This window comes from Streptomyces sp. SM10, assembly GCF_002910915.1.
GTDB lineage: Bacteria > Actinomycetota > Actinomycetes > Streptomycetales > Streptomycetaceae > Streptomyces.
Window position 1 is genome coordinate 35280 of sequence record NZ_NEUF01000092.1, and the last position, 23918, is coordinate 59197.

Below are 23918 nucleotides of genomic sequence, written 5' to 3' on the forward strand. Positions count from 1 at the left end.
GACCGCCCAGCACCCGGCGGGACGTATCCCTCTGGAGGCTCCGTTGCAGGCCGAAGAGCACGCCGATCCGCCCCGCTTCGACGTGGCGGAGCTGGCCGCGCTGATCGGTGGCAGTCCCGCCGGTGTGGTCGTCCTCGACACGGATCTGCGCTACGTCTACGTGAACCCGGCATTCGAACGGCTCAACGGCATCCCGGCCGCCGCCCACCTGGGCAGGACGGTGGACGAGATCCTGCCGGAGGTCGATGTCCGGACCGACGTGGTGCACCGTGTACTGGCCGACGGCAGGGCCCGCGCGGTGACCGTCGGGGCACGGACCCGGACGGATCCCGACGTGCAGCGGCGGTCCTGGCGCACCTCCTACCACCGCGTGGAGGAGGGCGGCAGGGTGCTGGGCCTGGTGGGGATCGCCCAGGAGATCACGGTCACCCGGGACGACCAGGAGGAGCTCGAGCGGGCGAGGAGCTATCTGGCACTCCTGGACCGGGCGGCCGCCAGCATCGGCACCGGCCTCGACGCGGACTCCACCTGCCAGGAGCTGGCGGAGTTCGTGGTGCCGGTGATGGCCGACATCGCCGTCGTCGAGGTGATTCCCGAGGACCGGAGGCAGGGAGACAGCCGTGAGCCGGCACCGGGGGTGCTCCGCCTGCGGCGCGCCGGGCTGGCGACGGTTCCCGAACTCGCCGAGGGAGTAAGGAGGTTCGGCGGAGCCGGCACGGACATCGACTATCCGGCGGAGGCCGCGGTGGCGCTTTGCCTGGCGACCGGCGACCCCGTGATCGAGAACCTCGCCGACGACGCGTGGTTCGCCCGCGCGTCACCCGCGCCCGAACGTGTCGCGGCGTACCGGGCCATCGGCCTGCACTCGGTGGTCGCCGTACCGCTCACCACCGACGGCCGGTCCCTGGGCGTGCTGAGCCTGGTCCGGGCAGGGGACTCGCCGCCCTTCACCGAGGGCCTCGACGTCGTCGTCGCCCGTACGCTCGCGGGCCGCGCGGCGGTCGACGTGGACCACGCCGACCACTACACGCACGAGCACCGCGTCGCCAAGGAGCTCCAGCGCTCCCTGCTCTCGGAGCCGCGGGTACCCGACTCGGGCATCGAGATCGCGTCCCTCTACCTGCCGGCGGGCGCGGGGGCGCTGGTGGGCGGAGACTGGTTCGACGCCATTCCGCTCTCGGGCGGGCGCCACATGAAGGTCATGGGCGACGTGATGGGCCACGGCGTGGAGGCGGCCGTCGCCATGAGCAACTACCGCTCGATGCTGCGCATCATGGCCGAGGACGACCACCCCCCGCACCGCGTCCTGGAGCGCCTCGACAGGGCCGTCGAACAGTCCGGCCTCGACCGGGCGGCGACCTGCCTGGTCGCGGTCGTCGACCGGCGGGAGGGCGTCTGCGAGGTGGCCAGCGCGGGCCATCCCCCGCCCGTCCTCATCGATCCGGGCGCACGCGGGGCGAGAGTCGCGCAGATCCCCGTGGGGCCGCCGCTGGGCACCGGCATGGGCGGCTACCGCACGACGGTCCTGCCGTGCGCGCCCGGGACGGTGCTGTTCATGTACACCGACGGCCTGGTGGAGCGCCGGGGAGAGGACATCGACGTCTCGATCGCACGGCTCGCGAGTCTCAGGGCCCCGGCGAGCGGACACCTCGAGGAACTGCTGGACGAGGTCGTCGACCGGTTCGCGGACACGGCCGAGGACGACATCGCGGTGCTCGTCTCACGGAGCCGGGGGTACTGAACGCCACTGCGGCACAGCGCCGTTGTCAGTGCCGGATGGGAGCATCCGGGCATGGAACCCCTTCTCCTCACCGACATCGAAGCCGCCGTCCGCAGCAGCTGGGACGCGGACACCACCACACCCGCCTGTCGGGCGCAGTGGAATCCCGGGAACCCGGCCCGGGACCAGTGCGGGGTCACCGCCCTCGTGGTCCACGACCTGCTGGGCGGCGACCTGATCCGGGGCGAGGTGCGGGTCGACGGCGAGCGCGTCGACTTCCACTGGTGGAACCGGCTGGGCAGGGGCGTGGAGATCGACCTGACGCGGGAGCAGTTCGACCCCCACGAGATCGTGACCGGGGGCGAGGTCGTCGAGCGGCCGGCGGAGATCGTCCGCCTCCGCGAGGAGTACGAGCTGCTGAGCGCCCGGGTGCTGGAGCGGCTCCGGGGACGGAGCCGGGCCGACGCCGTCTGAGGGACGGGCCGGCCTGCGTCACCCGGCAGGCTGCCGGGAGTGCCGGCGCAGCCTGCGCAGCACGAGCAGGGCGGACGTGATCAGGGGCAGCAGCCCGGCCACGGCGTTCGCGGTCTCCAGGTTGTCCTGGGCGCCTCGTGTCCTGCGCATCCGGTTGACGGAGCGGGCCACGGCGATCGTGCTGCTGCCCAGACTCAGGAGCAGGCCGACCTTGGAGTTCGCTTTCCTGGCCATCTGCGTGCCTCCCGGCGACATCGCGGCGCTCCCCCGAGTCCACGTAACCGGCTCCCGGGCAGCTTCGCAATCGGGGCCGGGCCGCGTCGGCCGCGGGTCAGGCGAAGAGGAAGCCGGCCGCGGTCGAGGCCCCCACGGCCGCCCCTGCGGCCGTCTGGGCCACCGAGTGGTAGCGCAGGGCCACCCGCGACCAGCACACGGCGAGGGCCGGCACACCCGCGCACAGCCACCACGGCGAGTGCGCGACGCTGAGCAGTGCGACCACGGCCGACGCGACCGCCGAGTCCACCGAGATCTTCCAGAGCGTGTTCACCGCCAGGAGCACCGTGGTCATGACCCACAGCGAGATCATCGCGATCAGGATGCCGGGCGGGGCCCCGCCCAGGACCATGATCAGCGCGCCGGTGCCGAGCGAGCCCAGGATCACCAGGAAGATCGGTGCCCGCTGGGTCCGGTCCACGACGTGGCGGTCTCCCCAGGTCCCGCGACCGCGTTCCCACTCGATGTAGCCGGCGGGGACGAGCCCGGCGCAGAGGGCGCCGAGGAACCCCCAGGGAAGGCCGGTCCAGTCACCCGCGGAGGCCAGCCCGATGGCGAGCATGCCGACGAGCAGTACGTTGCGGGGCTGCAGGACGTCCGTGACCGTCCGGGCCACCGCCGTGGACCTGTGCGTGTCGCTCATGCCGTGTGATTCTCCGGGGCGCGCGGGCCGCGCCGGCCAGGGGGGAAGCGCTGTCCGCGCGTGAACGTAGCCCTTCACGACGGGGGATGCGTGAAGGGCTACGTCAGCAGTATGACCGTTCGCCGGTCCGCCGACAACTGACCGGTCGGTCAGCCTTGTTGGGGCGACTAGGGGGGGCCGGAGGAGTCCCTGCGGCCCCCCTGCCGGCCGGGCGGGTGCGCGGGCGACGCCGGGACCGGATGAAACCTGTTCCGGCTGCAATAGACATGGCCTACCCCTACACCTAGGGTTTCTTGTGCAGCCAGGCCATATCAGTGGTCCGGTGCGCAGCAGAAGAGGTGCAGATGCCCCCGGAGTCCCCGTCGCATGCCACGGACCGTCTCGACGACGACGACTACCCCGCTTACACGATGGGGCGGGCCGCCGAGATGATCGGTACGACGCCCGGCTTCCTCAGGGCCATCGGCGACGCCCGCCTGATCACGCCGCTGCGCTCCGAGGGCGGCCACCGCCGCTACTCGCGATACCAGCTACGCATCGCGGCCCGTGCCCGTGAGCTGGTGGACGGCGGCACGCCCATCGAGGCCGCGTGCCGCATCGTCATCCTGGAGGACCAGCTCGAGGAGGCCCTGCGCCTCAACGAGGAACTGCGCAGGCCCGCAGCAGGCCGGAGCGGCGCCGATTCCTGACCGGCGCGCGGGTGCATATCTGTTTCCGCGGGCACAGAAATACGCGCAATGAGCAGTGAGAGTTTATGGCGTGCCTGGTGGAGCGCAGGCGTAGTGATATGGCGTACAGCTCGCTTGTGCCCCAATCGTGCTACTGTTGATCTCAGTTGCAGTTGTGGTTCCCAAAACTTCAAGTGCTCTCGCCGTTTTCACTCCGGTGGGTGCACTTTTGTATTTCCGGTCTCTTCCGGACGGGGCAATCATTTGCGGCGACGTAGGGCTCGCACAGTGCGGGCCCACGGGCAACGCCCCGAAGGAGATATGACATGGCTACTGGCACCGTGAAGTGGTTCAACGCGGAAAAGGGTTTCGGCTTCATCGAGCAGGAGGGTGGCGGCGCTGACGTCTTCGCCCACTACTCGAACATCGCCGCCCAGGGCTTCCGCGAGCTGCAGGAAGGCCAGAAGGTGAACTTCGACGTCACGCAGGGCCAGAAGGGCCCGCAGGCGGAGAACATCACCCCCGCCTGATCGCTCACGCGTACGGCGCAGCTGGGGCCCGCACCTTGGGGTGCGGGCCCCAGCTCGTTGCGTTTTCCCGGCCGTGGCCGCGGTTCACGTACCGGTGGAGTAATTCCCGGTGCGTCCGGGCCGCTGCGCGGCCGTCATCTGCAGTCATATGGAGTGCCGAATCCGGCTGGTTCATCTGCCGGACGGGCTTCGTTTTTCGTTATTTCACCGGCTCGTTCTTGCGATTCTTGGCGCCGTACATGGCTGCAGCCGCCCGGAAAGAATCCCTCGATACGTGCCATTCGAGGGAAGGGTTCTCCATTGAACCGCGATCGCACAGCTCGCACGAACGACCGATTTTCCCGGACGCGTTCCGGCGGATCCGCAGGCAGCCGTACCGCCAACGGCTTCCGCTCGGCGGGGTCCGGCCGGCAGGGCGCCCCCGGTTCGCAGGGCCGCTCCGGCGGACCGAAGCGCTCCGGCGGCTACGGCCGCCGCTCCTCCGCCGTCACGGGTGAGTTCGCCCTGCCGGTGACCATCACCCCCGCCCTCCCGGCCGCCGAGGCCTTCGCGGACCTGGACATGCCCGAGCCCCTGCTCGCGGCGCTGGTCTCCCAGGGCGTGACCGTGCCGTTCCCGATCCAGGGGGCGACCCTGCCGAACTCGCTGGCCGGACGTGACGTCCTGGGCCGCGGCCGCACCGGGTCGGGCAAGACGCTCGCCTTCGGTCTGGCGCTGCTCGCACGCACCGCGGGCAAGCGCGCCGACGCGCGCCGTCCGCTGGCCCTGGTCCTCGTCCCCACCCGGGAACTGGCCCAGCAGGTCACCGACGCGCTCACCCCGTACGCCCGGTCGCTGCGGCTCCGGCTGGCCACGGTCGTCGGCGGCACGTCGATCGGCCGCCAGGCCAGCGCGCTGCGCGGCGGGGCCGAGGTCGTGGTGGCCACCCCGGGCCGGCTCAAGGACCTCATCGAACGCGGTGACTGCAAGCTGGACCGGGTCGCCATCACCGTCCTCGACGAGGCCGACCAGATGGCCGACATGGGCTTCATGCCCCAGGTCACCGAGCTGCTGGACCAGGTCAACGCCGACGGCCAGCGGATGCTGTTCTCGGCCACCCTGGACCGCAACGTCGACCTGCTGGTCCGCCGCTACCTGCACGACCCGGTGGTCCACTCGGTCGACCCGGCGGCCGGTGCGGTGACGACGATGGAGCACCACGTGCTCTACGTCCAGGGCGCCGACAAGTACGCGACGACCACCGAGATCGCCGCCCGTGACGGTCGGGTGATCATGTTCCTGGACACCAAGCACGCGGTGGACAAGCTCACCGACCACCTGCTGCACAGCGGTGTACGGGCGGCCGCGCTGCACGGCGGCAAGTCCCAGCCGCAGCGCACCCGCACACTGGACCGGTTCAAGACCGGTCATGTCACGGTGCTGGTCGCCACGAACGTCGCCGCCCGCGGCATCCACGTCGACAACCTCGACCTCGTCGTCAACGTCGACCCGCCCAGCGACCACAAGGACTACCTGCACCGCGGCGGCCGTACCGCGCGCGCCGGGGAGTCCGGCAGCGTCGTCACGCTCGTGCTGCCGAACCAGCGCCGCGAGATGACGCGGCTGATGGCCGACGCCGGGATCACGCCCCAGGTCGCCCAGGTCCGCTCCGGCGAGGCCGAGCTCAGCCGGATCACCGGGGCCCAGGCTCCGTCGGGTGTGCCCGTCACGATCACCTCACCGGTGACGGAGCGCAAGGGCGGCGGTTCCGGTCCCCGTGGCCGCCGCGGTGCGCGCCCCGGCCAGGGGCGCCGCTCCAACGCCAACACGTCGACGCCGCAGGCGCGTGCCGCGGCGGCGCAGCGCCGGTCCAACAAGGCCGCGTAGCACCCGGCCGGCACTCCCGCCGGCCGACCATGTCCGGCTTTCTCTTCGACCCTGTTGAGGCACCATGCGCTGCGTCATCGCCCGATTCCCCTTCGATCTGTTCAAGAACGAGGTGGAGGACTCGATGAAGGGCATCAAGCCCGAACCCGTCACGGGCGACGCGGTGGTCATCAGCCGCCGTGTCTATCCCGTCAAGCAGGTGGGCGAGATCATCACCCGGCAGGACCGCCGGGACTTCACCGCCGCCGAGGTGACCAGGGCGCTGACGCGTCTCGGCTTCACCTGCCGCCCCGCGGAGGTGCCCGCCCCCGCGGTGGCCCTCACGCCGCTGGAGAACGCGTCCGCGCTGCTCGGGACGCCCGGCGACGCCTGAGCCGCAGGCTCCGCGCCGTAGGCCCGTGCGCACCGCGTAGGCCCGTGCGCACCGCGTAGGACCGTACGCACCGCACCCCCGAAGCCCTCAGGGCCCGGGGGTGCGGTGCGTACGGTCGTCGCCCGAAACGGTGTCCAGGGAGCAGGGGCGTCAGGGCGCCGGGAGGCCGATCCCGCTCAGGGGGTCAGGACGATCTTCCCGGTGGTCCGGCGTGCGAGCAGGTCCTCATGCGCGCGCCGGGCCTCGGCGAGCGGGTAGCTGCCGCCGGCCACCGGCTTCAGACGGCCCTCCGAGACGAGGCCGAGGAGTTCCTGGAGCGGTCCGGCGACGGCCCCCGGGGCGGCGAGGGCGGGGCGCAGCCAGAATCCGGTGACGGAGGCGTTGAGGCGGCCGAGGCGGGCCGGATCGACCGGGGTGAAGCCGGTGCGGGCGGCGTTCCCGTAGGTCACCAGCCGGCCGAAGGACGCCAGGGAGTCCAGGGCCCGGTCGAAGAGGTCCCCGCCCACGGCGTCCAGGACGATGTCCGCCTTCTCCGTGAGGGGATAGGTGACGACCGCGTCCGCCCCGAGGTCCAGGACGAGGCGCTCCTTGTCCGGGGTGGAGACCTGCGCGAGGACCCGGCCCGCGCCGAACTCCCGGGCCAGCTGCACGGCCAGGCTGCCGACCCCGCCCGCCGCGGAGTGCACCACGACGGTCTCACCCGACCGCAGCCGGGCCGCGGAGCGCAGCAGGTGCCACGCGGTCAGCCCCTGCATCATCAGGGCGAGCGCCTGGGCGGCGCCGAGCTCCTCGGGGATCTCCAGGAGACCGGACGCCTTCGCGGTCACCTGCTCCGCGTAGCCGTGCGAGACCCGGGCCAGCACCCGCCTGCCGTCCGGGGTGCGGCCCACGACCTCGCTGCCCGGGACGTACGGCAGGGCGTCGGCGCCGAGGTAGGAGCCGTCCGTCTGATGGGTGTCCGCGAAGTTCACCCCGGCGGCCTCGACGGTGAGGAGCACCTCTCCGGGGCCGGGCACGGGAGCCGCCACTTCGACGGGGCGGAGCACTTCTGGACCACCGAAGCGGTCGAAACGGATGGCGAGCATGCCGCACGGTACCGCGGGGCCCTCGGGACGAGGGGTGGGGGCTGCGACCGGCTGTCGGTCTTCGCCGAGGAGGATTCCAGAAACAGCACGGATGGTCTGTTCTGTCGGTGACCCTGTGTCGCGCCCCCGGGGCACGGAACGGGCAGCCGTCCCCGTAACGTCCGGCGCCCCCCACGCACCGCAGCGGGCGCGGATCCGTGCAGGACCGCGCGGTACGGGAACAACCGTGGCCACGCCGCGCCCTGCCTGCCAGACTGCGGCCATGAGCGATCTTCTCCACGACAGAGTCGTCCTGATCACCGGGGCGAGCAGCGGTATCGGCGCGGCGGCGGCACGGGTGTTCTCCCAGGAAGGCGCGACGGTCGTCCTGGCCGCCCGCCGGGAGGACCGACTGGCTTCACTCGTAGCCGAGTTGAAGGACAAGGGTGCGCAAGCCTCCTACGTGGTCTGCGACGTGACGGTGGCGGCGGACGCCGCGCGGGCCGTCGACTTCACGGTCGAGACCTACGGGCGCCTGGACTCGGCCTTCAACAACGCGGGGCTCGGGGGTGACCGAACTCCCCTGCACCTCATGGGCGATGACGTCTACGACGCGGTCATGGACACCAATGTGCGAGGCGTCTGGAACTGCCTCCGGCACGAGATAGCGGCCATGCTGCCGAACGCGGGCAGTTGCTCCATCGTGAACAACAGCAGTGTGGGCGGGCTGGTCGCCATACCGGCGGCCGCGCCCTACATAGCGGCCAAGCACGCGGTCGTCGGTCTCACCAGGGCTGCCGCCGACGAGTACGCCCAACAGGGCATCAGGATCAACGCGGTTGCGCCGGGCACCACGCGCAGCGAGATCACCGCCGACTGGTTCGGCCGCAACCCGGGTCTGGAGGAGATGGTCAACAGCCGTACTCCGCAGGGGCGGACGGCTGAACCGGAGGAGATCGCCAACGCGGCGGCCTGGCTGCTCAGTGACCGCTGCCCTTTCCTCACGGGCGCCGTCGTGCCGGTGGACGGCGGCTTCATCAACCAGTGAGCCCTGCGCCCGGGTGGGCGTCAGCCGCAGAGACCGGTCAGCCGGCCCCGGAAGACCGTCTCCCCGTCCTGCGCCGCCGTGACCAGGACCGAGGTCTCCCCGGTCACGGCGGGCAGGACCTCCGCCTCGATCCAGCAGGGGCGGTCGAACTCGGCGTACCGCTCGAACGCGCTGGTGACGGTGGTCGCTTCGAAGGGCGTGGGGTGCAGGGCGGCGTTCGCGGCCTGGTCGGCGGCCTCCATCAGGACGAGTCCGGGGACGTGGTCGACCGGGTGGTCGTACAGCACGGTGTTCTTCACGTCGTTGCGCAACTGCCAGCGGCCGGGGCGGTCACCCGGCGCCAGCACCACGTCGACCGGACCCGGCCGTCCCACGGTGGCCGGGTCGACCGGGGCCGGCAAGGGCCAGGCGTTCCAGTCGACGGCGAGGTGCTCACCACGGAGCCGTCGGTAGGCGCGCGGAGAGATCCAGCCGAACTCGGAGTCCGCCCGGGCCACCATGGTGTCACCCTGGAGGACACGGACGTCCATGCCGAGCGAACTGACCGACCGGCCGCGCTTCTTGGGCTCCGTGACGGATACCTCGACACGGAGGCCGCAGGGCCCCTCAGGAGCCAGGCCGAACCCGGGAGCCACGGTGAAGTCGAAGTAATGCAGGAGAGTTTGATCGTCGAGCGGAACCCCGTACGCCGCGTGCGCGATGACCAGGCCGCTCTGGCGGATGGTCTGGGTGAGCACCCGGGGGTCGTAGGGCAGCCCGGCCGCGGGCAGGGGCCACCGGGCGGCGAGCGAGAACTCGCCATCTTCCACGCAGCGCCAGTCGGTGAGGAAGACCATGTCGGAACGTCCGAGGTGGACGTAGTCCCCGGGTATCCCGCCCCGGTCGCCCGTCCCGGCGTCCGTGGGCCGTGGTACAGCAGGTATGTCGGGCACGGCCCTCCCGGACATGGCTCAAAATAGTCATTGCGGCGCTGATATGATACCGGTTCACCGGTACTTTTTGAAGAAGCGTCAGGCCACGTTCAAGGGGAGCGCGAGTTGGCACGACAGCAACGGGCGATCCGCACGCGCAGAATCTTCCTGGAAGCCGCGGCCGAGGTCTTCGACGAGCACGGCTACGACGCCGCCACGATCGCGGCGATCCTCGAGCGGGCCGGTCTCACGCGGGGTGCGCTCTACTTCCACTTCACGTCGAAGGAGGAGCTGGCCCGTGGGGTCCTCCAGGAGGCCGTGACCTCGGACGGGGTCACCCCGCAGACCTTCAAGCTGCAGGAATGGGTGGACATAGCCCTCCTGCTCGCCTATCGGCTGCCGCGTGAACCCCTGCTCAGCGCCTCGATCCGGCTCTCCGTCGACCCGCGGGCGCGCGGCCTGTTCGGCACCCGCTGGCCGGACTGGATCGCCCTCGGCACGGAGATACTCACCGAGGCGAAGGACCGGGGTGAGCTCCTGCCGCACGTCGATCCGGGCGCCACGTCCCGGCTCTTCGTCGGTGCGTGGACCGGGGTCCAGCTGGTGACCGAGTCCATGGCCGAGCCACCGGACCTGGTGGCCGAGATCTCGGCCCTCTTCGAGCTCATTCTCCCCAACAACGCGGTCCCGGGTGTCCTGGCCCGGCTCGACACGTCCCCGCACCGCGCGGCACGCATCATCGAACAGCAGCGGGCGGTCCCGGTCTCCTGACCGCCCGGCGCCGTCGAGGGCCGTGCGGTCACCGCTCGACCTGTCACCCGACTGGGTGCGGGTACCTGCGAAGTGGCTGGTCAGCCCCCATGGTGGCCCTATGTGGCTTCGCCGAACCGTCGTGTGCGCCATGGTCGTGCCGCTGGCTTTCCTGGTGTTCCGGGATGCGCCGGTCCGCCTCGGAGTGCCCGAGTCGACCGGGAGGCCGGCCGTGCCGGCCGGGGCACCGAAGCCCACGATCGTCAGCCGGGCGCAGTGGCACGCGGACGAGAGCCTCGTGAAGGAGCACGCCGTGTACACGGGGACGGTGAAGGCCGTCTTCGTCCACCACACCGGGCACACCAACGGATACGACTGCGCCGACGCACCCGAGATGCTCCGGGCGATGGAGGAGGTGCACGTCCGGGGCGAGGGCTGGGACGACATCGGCTACAACTTCGTCGTCGACCGCTGCGGGACGGTGTACGAGGGCAGGGCGGGCGGTGTCGGGCGCTCCGTGCGCGGGGCCCACGCCACCGGGTTCAACGCGCACAGTGTGGGGATCGCGGCCCTCGGCACCTTCGGCCCCGGGGTGCCGGTGCCGAAGGCGCTCGTCGAGGGGATCGCGAAGGTGGGCGCGTGGAAGCTGGACCGCGACATCGACCCGCGGGGCATCGTGCGGATGGTCTCGACGAACGACGAGAGTCTCTACCGGCGCGGTGAGGTCGTCTACCTCCATGCGGTGGCCGGACACCGGGACACCTTCTCGACGTACTGCCCAGGAGAAGCCCTGTACGCCCAACTTCCCAAGATCCGGGCGGAGATGGCCCGGCTCCGGGTCAAGAGGCGGTAGCGCCTACCCGGCGACGTACTGGGTGAGGACCGCCTGCACCTCGTAGATGTCGACGCCCTTGGTGAACGTCTTCTGGATCGGGGTGGCGGAGCCGGATATCCAGATCCTGAGCTCGGCGTCCAGGTCGAAGGTCCCGGCCGTCTCCACGGAGAAGTGCGTGATGCTCCGGTACGGGACCGAGTGGTACTCCACCTTCTTGCCGGTGATGCCCTGCTTGTCGACGAGGACGAGCCTGCGGTCGGTGAACAGGATCGTGTCGCGGATCAGCAGGTAGGCGGCATGCACCTGCTCGCCGGGCCCGAGAAGCCGGGCGTAATCGCGCTGCGCGGCAGCCGGATCGATGGTGTGCGCGTTACCGAACAGTGCCATGGGAGACCCTCCACCCGAGTGAATGTGCGGACGTTGAACGCGTCAAAGCCCGCTGAAAAGAATATCGGCGGCTTATCTGTTCGTGCCCTTGCACACCTTTCGGAGAACAGCGGAGGACATACCGTCATGCCGGCATCACCCCTCGCCAAGCGGCCCGTCGAATCGGTGCTCGCCCTTCTGCTCGTCCTCCTGAGCGTGCTGGGCCTCGCCGGCCGCAGCGCCGCGGACGCCCCGGCCCAGGCCCCCGTCCAGGTCCCCGTCCAGGTCCCCGCCCAGGCGGCACCGGCTCAGGCCGCCGCCGCCCGGGCCGCCGTCGCACCGACCGTGACCGGCATCGTCACCGGGACGGACTGGGACCGCATCGCCGAGTGCGAGAGCAACGGCCGCTGGAACATCAACACCGGCAACGGCTACCACGGCGGACTGCAGTTCGCCCCCTCCACCTGGCGGGCCTACGGCGGCGGGAAGTACGCGCCCCGCGCCGACCTCGCCACCCGGTCCGAGCAGATCGCCGTCGGTGAACGCGTCGCCCGCTCCCAGGGAATGGGCGCCTGGCCCACCTGCGGACGCCTCGGTGCGAACGGCTCGTCCAGCTCGTCGTCGTCGTCGTCTTCGTCGTCGTCCTCGTCGAGCGGTTCCGGCCGGAGCGACACGGTGCAGTCGGCGCCCGAGCGTCAGTCGAGCGGAAGTTCGAGCAGTGGATCGTCCTCGCAGACGTCCAACGGTTCCTCGTCGTACGGCGGTTCGTCCTCCGGCAGCTCCGCGGGCAGCACGCACGACAGCGGCAACAGCGGCGCGACGCACACGGCCGAGGACCTGGTGGACGAGGAGACCTACGTCGTCGAGTCGGGCGACGTCCTGTCGGTGATCGCCGAGCGTGCGGACGTGTCCGGCGGCTGGCCCGCGCTGTACGAGCTGAACCGTGAGGTCCTCGACCAGGGCCCGCACCTCATCTTCCCCGGCCAGAGCCTGCGCCTGCACGCCTGACCCTCAGGAACGAGGGTGCGGGTCCCGTCGATGAGGCCTGCCGATCCTCAGGGTCCGGCGGTCGGCCATCTTCCCGAAGACAGTGCGGACGGCCCCGGCCGTAGCCGAAGGAGGCGTCATGGTCATGGATGCGCGGAGCGCGACGAGGACGTCGAGCGGGCGCGGGTCCCGGCCCCGGCAGCGGGTCTCACCCACGGACCCGGTGACCGTCACCAGTTCTTCGGCGGAGGAATGCGCGAACGGGACGGTACGGGTGGAACGTGCGGTCCGAACCGGATCAGGCCCGAGGCCAGGGAGCTCCCTCACCGGCCGACGGAATCCCTGCCCCGTTTCGCGTCCGCTGCTTCGCCGGCCTCCGTGCCTCTGTGGCACTCGGGGTTGTGGCACGGTCCCGGTCCCCAGTGCGGGACGAAGATGCCGAGGGTCTTGTGCCGCGCCATCACGGTCGCGACGGGCTGCTTGCAGGCCGGACACGCGTACTCCGTCTGCCGGTCGGTCTGACGCTCGGTTCTGGCCATGTCTTCACGGTAATCCCAAAGCCGACATCAACAAACTTTTCCGACCTTTTACCCCGAGTGGTTCCCGAAGCGATCTCCGAAGCCATCTCCGAGGCGATCTCCGAGACGACGTCCAGGGTGATCCCCGCAGCGGCTCCGAGAGCGGGCTCCCCGGCTCCGCGCGCGGGCTCCATGACGCACGAGGGGCGGCGCCGGCCGGAACCTGGTGCCATGGAGCGGGGGACGCCTCGACGAAGGGACAACCCGGTCATGGCACGCGCACCGTCACCGGCCCAGGTCCTGCTCTCCGTGCACGCCGTCGTGTTCGACACGGACGGCGTGATCACCGACTCGGCCACGGCGCACGCCGCGGCATGGAAGCAGGCCTTCGACGCCTGTCTGGCCACCCACGAGGGGCAGCGGCCCTTCGACGAGGCGGAGGACTACAGGCGCCACGTCGACGGCAAGGCGCGCATGGACGGCGCGGCCGCGTTCCTCGCGTCCAGGGGCCTCGACCTCCCCGAGGGCAGCCCCGACGATCCCCCGGGCACCGGGACCGTGTGGGCCGTCGCCGCCCACAAGGACGAGGTGTTCACCCGGAGCCTGCGCACCGACCCGATCGCGGTCTGGCCGGGGACCGTCCGTCTCCTGCACGTGCTGCACGACGCACGTGTGCCCTTCGCCGCCGCCTCCGCGTCCCGGCACGCGACCGAACTCCTGGCCGGCGCCGGCCTCCTGGAGCTGTTCACGGCGGTGGTCGACGGCAACGAGGCACGCCGCCTGGAACTGCCCGGCAAGCCGGACCCCGCCCTGTTCACCGAGGCGGCGCGCCGCCTGGGCGTCCCGGCCGGGGAGACCGCGGTCCTGGAGGACGCGCTGGCCGGTGTGGAAGCGGGCCGGCGGGGCGGTTTCGGGCTGGTCATCGGCGTGGACCGGTCGGACAGCCCGGAGGGCGCCGCCGACCTGCGGCGGCACGGCGCTGACCTCGTGGTGGCCGATCCGGGAGACCTGCTGATCACGGGGGAGGACTGATGGCGCGGGGCTGGACCTGGTCGTACGAGGGATACGAGCCGGAGAAGGAACGCCTGCGCGAAGCACTGTGCACCCTCGGCAACGGCTACTTCGCGACCCGGGGAGCCGCGCCCGAGACGCCCGCGGGCGACGCGCACTACCCGGGTACCTATGTGGCGGGCTGCTACAACCGGCTGACCTCCTCCGTCGAGGGACGGCAGGTCGAGAACGAGGACGTGGTCAACCTTCCCGACTGGCTGCCGCTGCGCTACCGCATCCGTCCCGACGGGGCCCGCCCCGGCCCGTGGCTGACCCCCGACCACGCCTACCTGGTCGACCACCGGCAGTCGCTCGACCTGCGCGGAGGGATCCTGACGCGCCGCTCGGTGTACGAGGACGGGTCGGGCCGCCGGCTGACGGTGGAGCAGGAGCGGCTGGTGCACATGGGCGACCCCCATCTCGCCGCGCTGCACACGGCGTTCACCGCCGAGGGCTGGTCGGGCGAACTGGAGGTGGAGGCCGGGATCGACGGCGACATCCGCAACAGCGGCGTCGCCCGCTACCGCGCCCTGGCCGACCGACACCTCACCGGCTGGGAGACCGGCACGGAGCCGGGCTCCATGGTGTGGCTGCGCTGCCGCACGGTGGAGTCGGACATCGGCATCGCCCTGGCCGCCCGCACCGTGGCCTCCTGCGGACCGGAGCGGAACGGCGACCACCGGGCCGAACCGGAGCAGCAGCCCCGCGCGGTCCACCAGCGACTGCTGCTCCCGCTCACCCCGGAATCCGGTGCCGTCGTCGACAAGACCGTCGGCCTCTACACCTCCCGGGACCCGGCGATCGGCAGCCCCCTGAAGGCCGCGGTGTCCGCGGTGGGCGACGCTCCGGTGTACTCCCGGCTGCGTGCCTCGCACCGCAGGGCCTGGAAGGACCTCTGGCAGCAGGTGAAGCTGGAGGTGCCGGGTGAGCCCGGGCGGATCCTGCGGCTGCACCTCTTCCACGTGCTGCAGACCCTCTCGCCGCACACCGCGGAACTCGACGTCGGCGTACCGGCGAGGGGGCTGCACGGTGAGGCCTACCGGGGGCACGTCTTCTGGGACGAGCTCTTCGTCCTGCCCTTCCTGAACATGCACCTCCCGGAGGTCTCCCGGGGGTTGCTCGACTACCGGCACCGGCGTCTGCCCGCGGCGTGCGCCGCGGCGGAGGCCGTCGGCAGGGGCGGCGCGATGTATCCGTGGCAGAGCGCCGACGAGGGGCGCGAGGAGACCCAGGAGCTCCACCTCAACCCGCGCTCCGGGCGGTGGCTCCCCGACCGTTCGCGGCTGCAGCACCACGTCGGCTCGGCCGTCGCCTACAACGTGTGGCAGTACTGCCAGGCCACCGGCGACACGGAGTACCTCTACTCCAAAGGCGCCGAGATGATCCTGCAGATCGCGCGCTTCTGGGCGGACAGCGCCGAGTGGGACGACTCCCTCGGGCGGTACCGCATCCGCGGGGTCGTCGGACCCGACGAGTACCACGACGCCTACCCGGACTCCGACGCGGCGGGGCTCGACGACAACACGTACACCAACGTCACGGCGGCCTGGGTGCTCCAGCGGGCCGGCGAGCTCTGCGCCGCCCTGCCCACCAGCCGGTGCCGGCAGCTCCTCGAGATGATCCGGCTCGACCCCGCAGAGCTGGACCACTGGGACGACATCTCCCGGCGGCTGCGGGTCCCGTACCACCGGGGTGTCATCAGCCAGTTCGCCGGTTACGAAGACCTGGCCGAGCTGGACTGGGCGGCCTACCGGAAGCGCTACGGGGACATCAGGCGGCTGGACCGGATCCTGGAGGCGGAGGGCGACACCGTCAACCGCTACCAGGCGTCCAAGCAGGCCGACGTGCTGATGCTCGGCTACCTGTTCTCCCCCAAGGAGCTGGCCGCGCTGTTCCGCCGGCTCGGCCACGAACTCGACGACGAGACCTGGCGGGCCACCGTCGACCACTACACGGTGCGCACCAGCCACGGCTCCACGCTCAGCTCCCTCGTCCACGCCTGGGTGCTCGCCCGGGTGCACCGCGACGACGCCTGGGCGCACTGCGAGGAAGCGCTGATCGGCGATGTCGCCGACGTCCAGGGCGGCACGACGGAGGAGGGCATCCACCTGGGGGCGATGGCCGGCACCCTCGACTTCGTGCAGCGTGGCATGACGGGCCTGGAGACCCGCGACGACGCCCTGTGGCTCGCGCCCGCCACACTGCCCCAGCTCTCCAAATTCCGCGTGCGGCTCCGCTTCCGGCGCCACTGGGACGTCGACCTGCGCCTCCGCGCCGAGCGCCTCCGCATCGCCGTACCCGACTCGGAACGCCCGGGGGTGCGGGTCAGGCTGGACGGCAGCTCCTACGTCATCGAACCGGGGACGGCCCGGTGGCTCGAGCTGCCGGACGACATGCCCGGAGGTCCATGAGGGGCGGCCGACCGGGCGCGGTCACGCGGGCCGGGAGGAGACCAGCACGCCGATCCTGTCGATGCGGTGCTCCGGATTGTGGTGGGCGTCGCGCCAGAAGTTCCCGGCCGCGTCGTCCTCGGGGGTCGCGCAGGTGGAGAGAGTGATCATCGCCCGGGTCGGCTTCTCGCCCGGCTCGCCCGGCACCTCGGCCCGCTGCTCGGCGAGCGAGCGCTCGGACCGGAAGGACGTCCGGCGGTTCTCGGTGATCCGGTACTCGTACACCGTGCCGCTCTCCTCCACCAGGACGGTGTCGCCCTTCCCGAGGGACGGAAGGTCCCGGAGTGGGCCCCCGGCGGAGAGCCGGTGCGCCGTCACCAGGTAGTTCCCGACCTCGCCGGGCCCGACGCCGCCGTTCTCGCCGTACGGGCTGGCGGCCACCCCACGGTCCTGGACGCGCGTCCCCGGGGTGTCGTCGGTCGTCCCCTCGTACGGGACGACGGGCAGGTCCGTCACGCCGATCGACGGGATGGTGAGCTCCGCCGTCGCCGTACGCGGGTCGGTCCGGTCGGACGGCGTCGCGGCAGGTGCCACCGCAGGTGGAGGGGCGGCCGGGGGGCCGGCAGCGGCCACCGCCGCCGGCCCCCCGGCCGCCATCAGTACGACGCCCGCGCCCGCGAGGGCCCGGGAAAAGCCTCGAACTCCATGGCAAGGGTGCATGACGTGTCCGGATCGGTAGCCGGTGGTGCGGGGCGCGGGGCCCCGGGAGGCCCGCACCCTTCCAGTACACCACCGGTCACCCGGTCGCGTCGGGTGCGCCGAGCAGCGCGCGCACCTCCTCGGCGTCCAGCTCCGTCAGCTCCTCCCCCACGAGCAGCCAGCGGGTGATGCCGACCGACTCCAGGAACGCCAGATCGTGGCAGGCGACGACCAGCGCGCCCTCGTAGGACTCCAGCGCACTCGTCAGCTGGCGCACGCTCGCCAGGTCGAGGTTGTTGGTCGGCTCGTCCAGCATCAGCAGCTGGGGGGCCGGTGTGGCGAGCATCGTCGCCGCGAGGGCGGCGCGGAAGCGTTCGCCGCCCGAGAGTGTGCCCGCGGGCTGCTCGGCCCGTGAGCCCTTGAAGAGGAAGCGGGCCAGCTGGGAGCGGATCTCGTTGTCGGTGGTCCCCGGTGCCGCGCGGGCCACGTTCTCCGCGACACCCAGCGCGTCGTCCAGCACGTCCAGGCGCTGCGGCAGGAACCGCAGCGGCACGAAGGTCCTGGCCTCGCCGTTCAGGGGGGCCAGCTCACCGGTGAGGGTGCGCAGCAGCGTCGTCTTGCCCGCCCCGTTGCGCCCGATCAGCGCGATGCGTTCGGGCCCCTGCACATGGAGTTCACCGTCGCGCAGGGCGCCGAAGCGGGGCCGCAGCCCGTGCGCGCTCAGGACCGTACGGCCCGCGGGCACGGCGGTGTGAGGGAGCCGCACCCGGATCTCGGCGTCCTTGACGACCGCCTCGGACGCGGTGTCGAGCCGCTCCCGCGCCTCCTGGAGCCGGTCCTCGTGCAGGCCGCGCAGCTTGCCCGCCGCCTCCTGGGAGGACCGCTTGTGCGCTCCGGCGACGATCCTCGGCGCACGCCTCTCGGCGTCCATCTTCTTGTTGTGCCGCTGACGGCGGGCGACCTTGGTCCTGGCCTCCTCCAGCTCGCGCTTCTGACGGCGCACGTCGGACTCGGCGGCCCGCACCATGCGTCCGGCCGCCTCCTGCTGGGTGGCCACGGCCTCCTCGTAGGCCGACCAGCCACCGCCGTACCAGGTCACCTCACCGGCCCGCAGGTCGGCGATGCGGTCGACCCGTTCCAGCAGGTCACGGTCGTGGCTGACCACGACGAGCATGCCCGAACGCCAGGCTGCGACGGCCTCGTACAGCCGACGGCGCGCGCACACGTCGAGGTTGTTGGTCGGTTCGTCGAGCAGCAGGACGTCGGGGCGCTCCAGGAGCAGGGCGGCCAGCCGCAGCAGCACGGTCTCGCCGCCGGACAACTGCCCCACGGTGCGGTCGAGTCCGACGCCGTCGAGGCCGAGCGAACCGAGGGTGGCCAGGGTGCGTTCCTCGACGTCCCAGTCGTCGCCGACCGTCTCGAAGTGGCGCTCGGAGACGTCACCGGCCTCGATGGCGCGCAGCGCCGTACGCCGCTCGGTGATGCCGAGGGCGTCCTCGACGCGGAGGTCCGTGTCGAGGGTGAGGTTCTGCGGGAGGTGGGCGAGGTGCCCGCCGACGGTGACCGAGCCCGCGGAGGGCTTCAGCCGTCCGGCCATCAGCCGCAGCAGGGTGGACTTTCCGGAACCGTTGGTCCCGACGAGGCCGGTGCGGCCCCGGGCGAAGCTGAGGGAGAGCCCGTCGAAGACCCGTGTGCCGTCCGGCCAGCCGAAGGACAGGGCGGAACAGCTGAGGGAGGCGGCGGGCGTCGTGGGATGGGACATGTGGTCCTCGCAGTCGCAAGCATGTGAACAGGGGCTTCGTGTGCGAGCACCACGCGGCGACCGGCCGGGAGAGAAAGGGGTGCGGTCCTCCGGGGAAAGGGGGACGGCTCATGCACCGAGGTCGCATCCACGCGGTGGGTCACGGGGCGGCGGGAAGGCCGACCAGGCGTGACGGGCTACGGCAGGGGCCGTACCGCGCGATGATCGCGGACCTCAGATGCGCAACGTCCACCTCTATCGGAGACGACAGGACTCAAAAACTGTACACCGGGGCGGGTCGTCCGGCACAGGACTTTCGCCCTGTGCCGGACGCCCCGTCCTCGCGCGCACGCGGGGGCGCACGCACGCCTGCACGGGCGGGGCAGAACAGCGCCGGGGCGCCCCCCCGTCCCGATGCCGCGGTCTGATCCCGGGCGTGGCGGAGTGTGTCTGCCCGCCCGAATCCCTCTCCCGGCAGCTCAGTACAGCGTCTTGAGCATCTCCGCGCCGAACGGTGTGATGTCCCCGGTCCGCCCCTGCAGCGTCTTGGCGGCCCACTCGGGGTCGGCGATCAGCGCCCGGCCGACGGCGACCATGTCGAACTCGTCGCGTTCGATCCGCTCCAGCAGCTGGTCGACACCGGTGACCGAGGAGCCGTTGCCCTGGAAGGCGCTGAAGAAGTCACCGTCGAGGCCGACCGAGCCCACCGTGACCGTCGGCCTGCCGCTGATCTTCTTGACCCAGCCGGCGAGGTTCAGGTCGGAGTCCCCGAACTCGGGCAGCCAGTAGCGGCGGGTGGACGCGTGGAAGACGTCGACACCCGCGTCGGCCAGCGGCGTGAGGATGGCCTCCAGCTCCTCGGGCGTCTGCGCGAGCTTCGCCTCGTAGGCGTCCATCTTCCACTGGGACATGCGGAAGAAGAGAGGGAAGGCGTCGGACACGGCCGCGCGGCAGGCCGCCACGATCTCGGCTGCGAAGCGGGTGCGCGCCACGATGCCGCCGCCGTACGCGTCGGTGCGGCGGTTGCTGCCCTCCCACAGGAACTGGTCGATCAAGTAGCCGTGGGCTCCGTGCAGTTCGACCCCGTCGAAGCCGAGGCGCTCGGCGGCGGCAGCCGCGTCGGCGAACGCGCCGATGACGTCGTCGAGGTCCTTCTGCGTCATGGCGCGCCCCTTGGGCTCGCCCGACAGGGACACACCCGACGGGCCGACCGGCTCGGCGTCCGCCACCGGCGGGGCGCCCTCGGCGCGCGTGACACCCACGTGCCACAGCTGCGGGATGATCGCGCCGCCCTCCCGGTGCACGGCGTCCGCGACACCCGCCCAGCCCGCGAACGCGTCCTCGCCGTGGAACACCGGGATCCGGTCGCTGGTGCCCGCCGAGGCGTGGTCGACGTAGGTGCCCTCGGTGATGATCAGCCCCACCCCTCCGGCGGCGCGGCGGGCGTAGTAGTCCGCCACGTCGCGGCCCGGGACACCGTTCGGGGAGAACTGCCGGGTCATCGGGGCCATGGCCACGCGGTTGCGCGAGGTCAGTCCACGGACCGAGAAGGGGCGCGAGAGGGCTGCTGTTGCGCGGTGGGCGTTCTCGTCAGTCACTGGATGTCCTGTTCATCGGTGGGGCAGGTCCATCCGTCGCCAACATCCGGGGGGCGCTCCGGCATCCCCGCTCCTGGCCGGTGTGGCCGACGTCTCCCGGCCCGGAGCCGTACCGGTCCCTTGATCCCGGCCCCGGGATCGAGCAATCTGCTTTGGGCGCCGAAGCGTTCGGCGCCGCCGAAGGGACACAGGGACATGACCAGTGAGCACCCCGGGCTGTACGAGAGCTTCGACGACCGCTTCCGTACGGGGCGGTGCATGAACGGCGACGCAGCCCTCGAGGTCCTGTACACGGGCTGCCGCTGGGCCGAGGGCCCTGTGTACGTGCCCGCCTGGCGGCAGCTGGTCTGGAGCGACATCCCGAACGACCGGATGCTGCGCTGGGACGAGGAGACCGGCGCGGTGAGCGTCTTCCGCCGCACCGCGGGCCACCCGAACGGCAACACCCTGGACCGCGAGGGGCGGCTCATCAGCTGCGAGCAGGGCAACCGCCGGGTGACGCGGACCGAGCACGACGGCACGGTGACCGTGCTGGCCGACCGCTGGCAGGGCAAGCGTCTCAACAGCCCGAACGACGCGGCGGTGCGGTCCGACGGCTCGATCTGGTTCTCCGACCCGGACTTCGGCATCACCAGCGACTACGAGGGCTACCGCGCCGAGAGCGAGATCGGCGCCAACCACGTCTACCGCATCGACCCTTCCACCGGTGACGTGAGCCTGGCCGCCGACTGCTTCGGCGCGCCGAACGGGCTGGTCTTCTCCGCTGACGAGCAGCAGCTGTACGTCTCCGACACCAAGGCGGGTGTCGTCCGCGTCTTCGACGTACGGGAGGACGGCACGCTGTCGGACGGCAAGATCTTCACCGAGGCCGGGGCTCGCGGGGCCGCCCGCTTCGACAACCTCCGATTCGACGACGGCGGCCGGCTCTGGGTCGCGGCCATGGACGACGGGGTGCACTGCTACGACCCGGACGGCACCCTGATCGGACGGCTCGTCGTCCCGGAGGCGGTCGCCAACATCTCCTGGGGCGGGGCCAAGCGCAACCGCCTCTTCATCGCCGCGGAGACCAGCCTCTACTCGGTCGTCATGGGGGTCGCGGGAACCCACCCGACGGGCCCGGGCCGCAGGCCCTGGCTGGGCATGGCGCGGTGAGCAGGGCGGACCACCTGGTTCCGCGGCGCCCGGCGCCCACGTTCAGAACACCGGCAGGGCGATGACCGAGCCCTTGTCCAGCAGGAACACCCGATTCCCCGCGCCGGCCAGGAGCGACTTCCCGCCGACGTAGCCGAACTCTCCCTCGACGACGGGGGTCGGCGGTCCGGGCCTCGCGCAGGAAGCGCCGGGCGAGGCGCTGGTCGTATCTGCGACGTCACCCATTTCCCTCTCCGCTGCCCGGCGGGATGGGAAACCATTTTTCCGCAGTATGTGGAACCATGCGTCGCCGAACTGGCCCACCGCCCCTGAAGCCGCTGCACTCCATGCGCTTCTCGGCTCTTTTCCAGGCTGTCCGGCCAATCAATTCGCAAGCCTGCCCGGTGGGTCTGAGGTCGAATCAAGAAATATGCGAGACGTCGGATTCGAAGATGCGCTCCCGGCGCGTCCTTCCGAAGCTCTTCCCGTTTTATCCGGTCGTTCGGCAGGCATTCCGAGCGGATGTGGAGATATGTTGTACACCCTGTCCTGACTGGGGAAGTCGCCTCACTCGACCCACTTGGCTGTTTGTTTTCGTGGTATAGTCCTAATGAATTCACAGGACGCCACGAAAAAAGGGGAATGGCGTGAACACCGAGAAGGTTACGGCTCGACGTCTTGCGGCCGGAGACGTTTCGGAATTGGGTCTCCAGGACGCCATCTTCGTCTCGGCGGAGATGGATGGCCTTCCTCTCGACTGCTATGCCCCGGCTTTCCTCACGGAGCCGGGTAAGAATTTCGAGGGGGGATCCTTCGTCGCGAGGACGGTCTTCGGCAAGGAGATCCACGTCCTCCCGGACAATGCCGAGGAGCCCGGCATCTGGATCGCCGACAAGGCGGGGGAGGAGATCGAGGTCCTCCAGAGCGCCGGCGTCCTCCTGAACCTCGCCCTCTTCGTGCCCGGTGGCAACAAGGAATCCCTGGATTCCCTCTATGCCGCGGCAAGGGACGCCTTCGGCGCGGGGATCGTCCAGCGCTGGAGCGAGGAGACCGTCGAGGTGCCGGACGTCAAGGTCGACCTGTACGAGGAGCCGGCGCGGGGGCGGAAGAACACGAACAACCAGAACCGCGACCGCCGCGCCCTGGACATCTACCCGACCCGCGTGCGGTTCCTGGAGCCCAGCGAAGGCTGGAAGTTCATCGTGGAGCCGCACAAGGAGATCGTCGACGACACCCCGACGATCTGACCTGATGCCAGGTTGAGCCTGGTCCGTCGCGGAGAGCCCGTCAGCACGCTGACGGGCTCTCCGTCGTCCGTGGCCCTCCGTCTGTCGCGGAACCCCCGCGTTTGTCGTCGGCCTCCTGCGGATTGGTCCGCGATCAGTAACAGAGGCTGCTCGCAGGGGTGCTCGTGTGACTTCATGGGGGCACGGCATCGGCGCAGGCGGCAAAGGGGCGGGCAACCATGGCAAAGCACAAGGGAAGGGGATGGCACAGCCGGCTCCTCGCGGCGGGACTCGGGGTGACGGCGCTGGCCGCCGCGACCTCGGTGTGGACCGCGCAGGCGGACCCCGGCCGGCCGCAGGCGCGAGTCCCGGCAGCGGACTCCGGGGCCGTGGCCGAGGTGTCGGCGGAGATCGCGCACGCCTCGGACCGCGGTGACCAAGGTGTCAACATCACCATCGACGACGGTCCGGACCCGGTCTGGACGCCCCAGGTGCTCCAACTGCTCAAGGACCACGGCGTCAAGGCCACGTTCTGCATGGTGGGCACACAGGCCAAGGCCTACCCCGACCTGGTCAAGAAGGTCGTGGCCGACGGGCACCGGCTCTGCGACCACACGGTGTCGCACGACACCGCCATGGACACCAAGTCCGAGGCGTACCAGTCCCAGCAGATCCTGGACGCCGAACGCATGATCACCGAAGCCTCCGGTGGCGTCCGGCCGCAGTACTACCGTGCCCCCGGCGGCGCCTTCACCCCGTACAGCCGACAGCTCGCGGCGTCCCGGGGAATGCGGCCGCTGGGATGGAACGTCGATACCAAGGACTTCGAGCATCCCGGCGCGGACACCATGGTCGCCACCGTCAAGAGCGAGATCTCCAACGGGCCGACCGTCCTCTTCCACGACGCGGGAGGAGAGCGTTCCCAGACCCTGACCGCTCTGGGCGAGGTGCTGCCCTGGCTCAGGCAGGAGGGGTACGCCTTCGGCTTCCCCGTCCGGTGACCGAGGTCCGCCCCGGCCCTTCGCACCGGTAGGGGCAGCACACCCCGGCCCGTGGA

Annotated in this window: 25 protein-coding genes; 15 read left to right on the plus strand and 10 right to left on the minus strand. The window is 71.2% G+C overall.

Annotated features, from left to right (window positions below; all coding sequences use genetic code 11):
* Positions 1-43 precede the first annotated feature (43 nt).
* Together B9S57_RS13110 and B9S57_RS13115 are read left to right on the plus strand one after the other, a co-directional pair.
* Entirely contained in the window at positions 44-1741 is a 1698-nt protein-coding gene (locus B9S57_RS13110; RefSeq protein ID WP_103515740.1) for a SpoIIE family protein phosphatase, read from the plus strand.
* A gap of 51 nt (positions 1742-1792) precedes the next feature.
* Positions 1793-2194 carry a hypothetical protein gene (locus B9S57_RS13115; RefSeq protein ID WP_103515741.1) on the plus strand — a complete coding sequence of 134 codons (402 nt, stop codon included), beginning with the start codon at positions 1793-1795 and terminating at the stop codon, positions 2192-2194.
* Between the two features lie 18 nt (positions 2195-2212).
* Here the strand turns inward: B9S57_RS13115 and B9S57_RS13120 are convergent, their stop codons facing one another.
* Together B9S57_RS13120 and B9S57_RS13125 are read right to left on the minus strand one after the other, a co-directional pair.
* On the minus strand, positions 2213-2428 hold the full coding sequence (locus B9S57_RS13120; protein ID WP_103515835.1) for a hypothetical protein: 216 nt from the start codon (positions 2426-2428) through the stop codon (positions 2213-2215).
* A 97-nt stretch (positions 2429-2525) separates the two neighbouring features.
* Entirely contained in the window at positions 2526-3110 is a 585-nt protein-coding gene (locus B9S57_RS13125; RefSeq protein ID WP_103515742.1) for a hypothetical protein, read from the minus strand.
* 344 nt (positions 3111-3454) lie between these two features.
* On the opposite strand from B9S57_RS13125, the gene B9S57_RS13130 reads away from it, so the two are divergent.
* The 4 genes from B9S57_RS13130 (at position 3455) to B9S57_RS13145 (ending at position 6547) form a co-directional block, all read left to right on the plus strand.
* Positions 3455-3799 (plus strand): MerR family transcriptional regulator, encoded by a 345-nt coding sequence (locus B9S57_RS13130; protein WP_103515743.1) that lies wholly within the window; start codon positions 3455-3457, stop codon positions 3797-3799.
* A 305-nt stretch (positions 3800-4104) separates the two neighbouring features.
* The gene (locus tag B9S57_RS13135) at positions 4105-4308 is read left to right on the plus strand and encodes a cold-shock protein (RefSeq protein WP_031090619.1); all 204 of its coding nucleotides are present in this window, start codon (positions 4105-4107) and stop codon (positions 4306-4308) included.
* Positions 4309-4608: 300 nt separating this feature from the next.
* On the plus strand, positions 4609-6174 hold the full coding sequence (locus B9S57_RS13140) for a DEAD/DEAH box helicase (RefSeq protein WP_103515744.1): 1566 nt from the start codon (positions 4609-4611) through the stop codon (positions 6172-6174).
* Positions 6175-6238: 64 nt separating this feature from the next.
* Positions 6239-6547 carry an SCO5918 family protein gene (locus B9S57_RS13145; protein ID WP_103515745.1) on the plus strand — a complete coding sequence of 103 codons (309 nt, stop codon included), beginning with the start codon at positions 6239-6241 and terminating at the stop codon, positions 6545-6547.
* Between the two features lie 176 nt (positions 6548-6723).
* Here B9S57_RS13145 and B9S57_RS13150 read toward each other — a convergent pair whose 3' ends face one another.
* Positions 6724-7632, minus strand: a complete 909-nt coding sequence (locus B9S57_RS13150; RefSeq protein ID WP_103515746.1) for a zinc-binding dehydrogenase — start codon at positions 7630-7632, stop codon at positions 6724-6726.
* Positions 7633-7894: 262 nt separating this feature from the next.
* Here B9S57_RS13150 and B9S57_RS13155 point away from each other — a divergent pair, with 262 nt between their 5' ends.
* Positions 7895-8659: an SDR family oxidoreductase gene (locus tag B9S57_RS13155; protein ID WP_103515747.1), complete on the plus strand. Its 765-nt coding sequence runs from the start codon at positions 7895-7897 to the stop codon at positions 8657-8659.
* Positions 8660-8679: 20 nt separating this feature from the next.
* Here B9S57_RS13155 and B9S57_RS13160 read toward each other — a convergent pair whose 3' ends face one another.
* Positions 8680-9591, minus strand: a complete 912-nt coding sequence (locus B9S57_RS13160; RefSeq protein WP_258036376.1) for a ScbA/BarX family gamma-butyrolactone biosynthesis protein — start codon at positions 9589-9591, stop codon at positions 8680-8682.
* 105 nt (positions 9592-9696) lie between these two features.
* Here B9S57_RS13160 and B9S57_RS13165 point away from each other — a divergent pair, with 105 nt between their 5' ends.
* Together B9S57_RS13165 and B9S57_RS13170 are read left to right on the plus strand one after the other, a co-directional pair.
* The gene (locus B9S57_RS13165; protein ID WP_103515749.1) at positions 9697-10341 is read left to right on the plus strand and encodes a ScbR family autoregulator-binding transcription factor; all 645 of its coding nucleotides are present in this window, start codon (positions 9697-9699) and stop codon (positions 10339-10341) included.
* Positions 10342-10441: 100 nt separating this feature from the next.
* Positions 10442-11173 carry a peptidoglycan recognition protein gene (locus B9S57_RS13170; protein ID WP_103515750.1) on the plus strand — a complete coding sequence of 244 codons (732 nt, stop codon included), beginning with the start codon at positions 10442-10444 and terminating at the stop codon, positions 11171-11173.
* Positions 11174-11176: 3 nt separating this feature from the next.
* Here the strand turns inward: B9S57_RS13170 and B9S57_RS13175 are convergent, their stop codons facing one another.
* Positions 11177-11542 (minus strand): PH domain-containing protein, encoded by a 366-nt coding sequence (locus B9S57_RS13175; protein ID WP_103515751.1) that lies wholly within the window; start codon positions 11540-11542, stop codon positions 11177-11179.
* Positions 11543-11668: 126 nt separating this feature from the next.
* On the opposite strand from B9S57_RS13175, the gene B9S57_RS36230 reads away from it, so the two are divergent.
* Entirely contained in the window at positions 11669-12529 is an 861-nt protein-coding gene (locus B9S57_RS36230) for a transglycosylase family protein (protein WP_103515752.1), read from the plus strand.
* Positions 12530-12831: 302 nt separating this feature from the next.
* Here B9S57_RS36230 and B9S57_RS13185 read toward each other — a convergent pair whose 3' ends face one another.
* On the minus strand, positions 12832-13047 hold the full coding sequence (locus B9S57_RS13185) for a hypothetical protein (protein ID WP_103515753.1): 216 nt from the start codon (positions 13045-13047) through the stop codon (positions 12832-12834).
* Between the two features lie 249 nt (positions 13048-13296).
* Here B9S57_RS13185 and B9S57_RS13190 point away from each other — a divergent pair, with 249 nt between their 5' ends.
* Positions 13297-14058 (plus strand): HAD family phosphatase, encoded by a 762-nt coding sequence (locus tag B9S57_RS13190; protein WP_103515754.1) that lies wholly within the window; start codon positions 13297-13299, stop codon positions 14056-14058.
* Entirely contained in the window at positions 14058-16487 is a 2430-nt protein-coding gene (locus B9S57_RS13195) for a glycoside hydrolase family 65 protein (protein WP_103515755.1), read from the plus strand. Before B9S57_RS13190 ends, B9S57_RS13195 begins: the two co-directional genes overlap by 1 nt.
* A gap of 21 nt (positions 16488-16508) precedes the next feature.
* On the opposite strand, the gene B9S57_RS13200 is transcribed toward B9S57_RS13195, so the two are convergent.
* The 3 genes from B9S57_RS13200 to B9S57_RS13210 all read right to left on the minus strand — a co-directional run bounded on the left by B9S57_RS13200 (position 16509) and on the right by B9S57_RS13210 (position 20504).
* Complete coding sequence (locus tag B9S57_RS13200) at positions 16509-17186, minus strand: class E sortase (protein ID WP_103515836.1); 678 nt, start codon at positions 17184-17186, stop codon at positions 16509-16511.
* A 76-nt stretch (positions 17187-17262) separates the two neighbouring features.
* Positions 17263-18927: an ABC-F family ATP-binding cassette domain-containing protein gene (locus B9S57_RS13205; RefSeq protein ID WP_103515756.1), complete on the minus strand. Its 1665-nt coding sequence runs from the start codon at positions 18925-18927 to the stop codon at positions 17263-17265.
* Positions 18928-19385: 458 nt separating this feature from the next.
* A complete protein-coding gene (locus B9S57_RS13210) occupies positions 19386-20504 on the minus strand; it encodes an NADH:flavin oxidoreductase (protein ID WP_103515757.1) in 1119 nt (372 codons plus the stop codon).
* Between the two features lie 195 nt (positions 20505-20699).
* Here B9S57_RS13210 and B9S57_RS13215 point away from each other — a divergent pair, with 195 nt between their 5' ends.
* Positions 20700-21656 (plus strand): SMP-30/gluconolactonase/LRE family protein, encoded by a 957-nt coding sequence (locus tag B9S57_RS13215; protein ID WP_103515758.1) that lies wholly within the window; start codon positions 20700-20702, stop codon positions 21654-21656.
* Positions 21657-21698: 42 nt separating this feature from the next.
* On the opposite strand, the gene B9S57_RS13220 is transcribed toward B9S57_RS13215, so the two are convergent.
* Positions 21699-21881, minus strand: coding sequence for a hypothetical protein (locus B9S57_RS13220; protein ID WP_103515759.1), 183 nt, complete (start codon positions 21879-21881; stop codon positions 21699-21701).
* A gap of 401 nt (positions 21882-22282) precedes the next feature.
* Here B9S57_RS13220 and B9S57_RS13225 point away from each other — a divergent pair, with 401 nt between their 5' ends.
* A complete protein-coding gene (locus B9S57_RS13225) occupies positions 22283-22882 on the plus strand; it encodes a hypothetical protein (RefSeq protein WP_103515760.1) in 600 nt (199 codons plus the stop codon).
* A gap of 218 nt (positions 22883-23100) precedes the next feature.
* Positions 23101-23862 carry a polysaccharide deacetylase family protein gene (locus B9S57_RS13230; RefSeq protein ID WP_103515761.1) on the plus strand — a complete coding sequence of 254 codons (762 nt, stop codon included), beginning with the start codon at positions 23101-23103 and terminating at the stop codon, positions 23860-23862.
* The last annotated feature ends 56 nt before the right edge of the window (positions 23863-23918 follow it).

Coding starts and splice junctions, on each gene's coding strand:
- B9S57_RS13115 (WP_103515741.1), top strand. CDS start 1,793: ATGGAACCCCTTCTCCTCACCGACATCGAAGCCGCCGTCCGCAGCAGC.
- B9S57_RS13120 (WP_103515835.1), bottom strand. CDS start 2,428: ATGGCCAGGAAAGCGAACTCCAAGGTCGGCCTGCTCCTGAGTCTGGGC.
- B9S57_RS13125 (WP_103515742.1), bottom strand. CDS start 3,110: ATGAGCGACACGCACAGGTCCACGGCGGTGGCCCGGACGGTCACGGAC.
- B9S57_RS13130 (WP_103515743.1), top strand. CDS start 3,455: ATGCCCCCGGAGTCCCCGTCGCATGCCACGGACCGTCTCGACGACGAC.
- B9S57_RS13135 (WP_031090619.1), top strand. CDS start 4,105: ATGGCTACTGGCACCGTGAAGTGGTTCAACGCGGAAAAGGGTTTCGGC.
- B9S57_RS13145 (WP_103515745.1), top strand. CDS start 6,239: ATGCGCTGCGTCATCGCCCGATTCCCCTTCGATCTGTTCAAGAACGAG.
- B9S57_RS13150 (WP_103515746.1), bottom strand. CDS start 7,632: ATGCTCGCCATCCGTTTCGACCGCTTCGGTGGTCCAGAAGTGCTCCGC.
- B9S57_RS13155 (WP_103515747.1), top strand. CDS start 7,895: ATGAGCGATCTTCTCCACGACAGAGTCGTCCTGATCACCGGGGCGAGC.
- B9S57_RS13170 (WP_103515750.1), top strand. CDS start 10,442: ATGTGGCTTCGCCGAACCGTCGTGTGCGCCATGGTCGTGCCGCTGGCT.
- B9S57_RS13175 (WP_103515751.1), bottom strand. CDS start 11,542: ATGGCACTGTTCGGTAACGCGCACACCATCGATCCGGCTGCCGCGCAG.
- B9S57_RS36230 (WP_103515752.1), top strand. CDS start 11,669: ATGCCGGCATCACCCCTCGCCAAGCGGCCCGTCGAATCGGTGCTCGCC.
- B9S57_RS13185 (WP_103515753.1), bottom strand. CDS start 13,047: ATGGCCAGAACCGAGCGTCAGACCGACCGGCAGACGGAGTACGCGTGT.
- B9S57_RS13190 (WP_103515754.1), top strand. CDS start 13,297: ATGGCACGCGCACCGTCACCGGCCCAGGTCCTGCTCTCCGTGCACGCC.
- B9S57_RS13195 (WP_103515755.1), top strand. CDS start 14,058: ATGGCGCGGGGCTGGACCTGGTCGTACGAGGGATACGAGCCGGAGAAG.
- B9S57_RS13200 (WP_103515836.1), bottom strand. CDS start 17,186: ATGCACCCTTGCCATGGAGTTCGAGGCTTTTCCCGGGCCCTCGCGGGC.
- B9S57_RS13205 (WP_103515756.1), bottom strand. CDS start 18,927: ATGTCCCATCCCACGACGCCCGCCGCCTCCCTCAGCTGTTCCGCCCTG.
- B9S57_RS13215 (WP_103515758.1), top strand. CDS start 20,700: ATGACCAGTGAGCACCCCGGGCTGTACGAGAGCTTCGACGACCGCTTC.
- B9S57_RS13220 (WP_103515759.1), bottom strand. CDS start 21,881: ATGGGTGACGTCGCAGATACGACCAGCGCCTCGCCCGGCGCTTCCTGC.
- B9S57_RS13230 (WP_103515761.1), top strand. CDS start 23,101: ATGGCAAAGCACAAGGGAAGGGGATGGCACAGCCGGCTCCTCGCGGCG.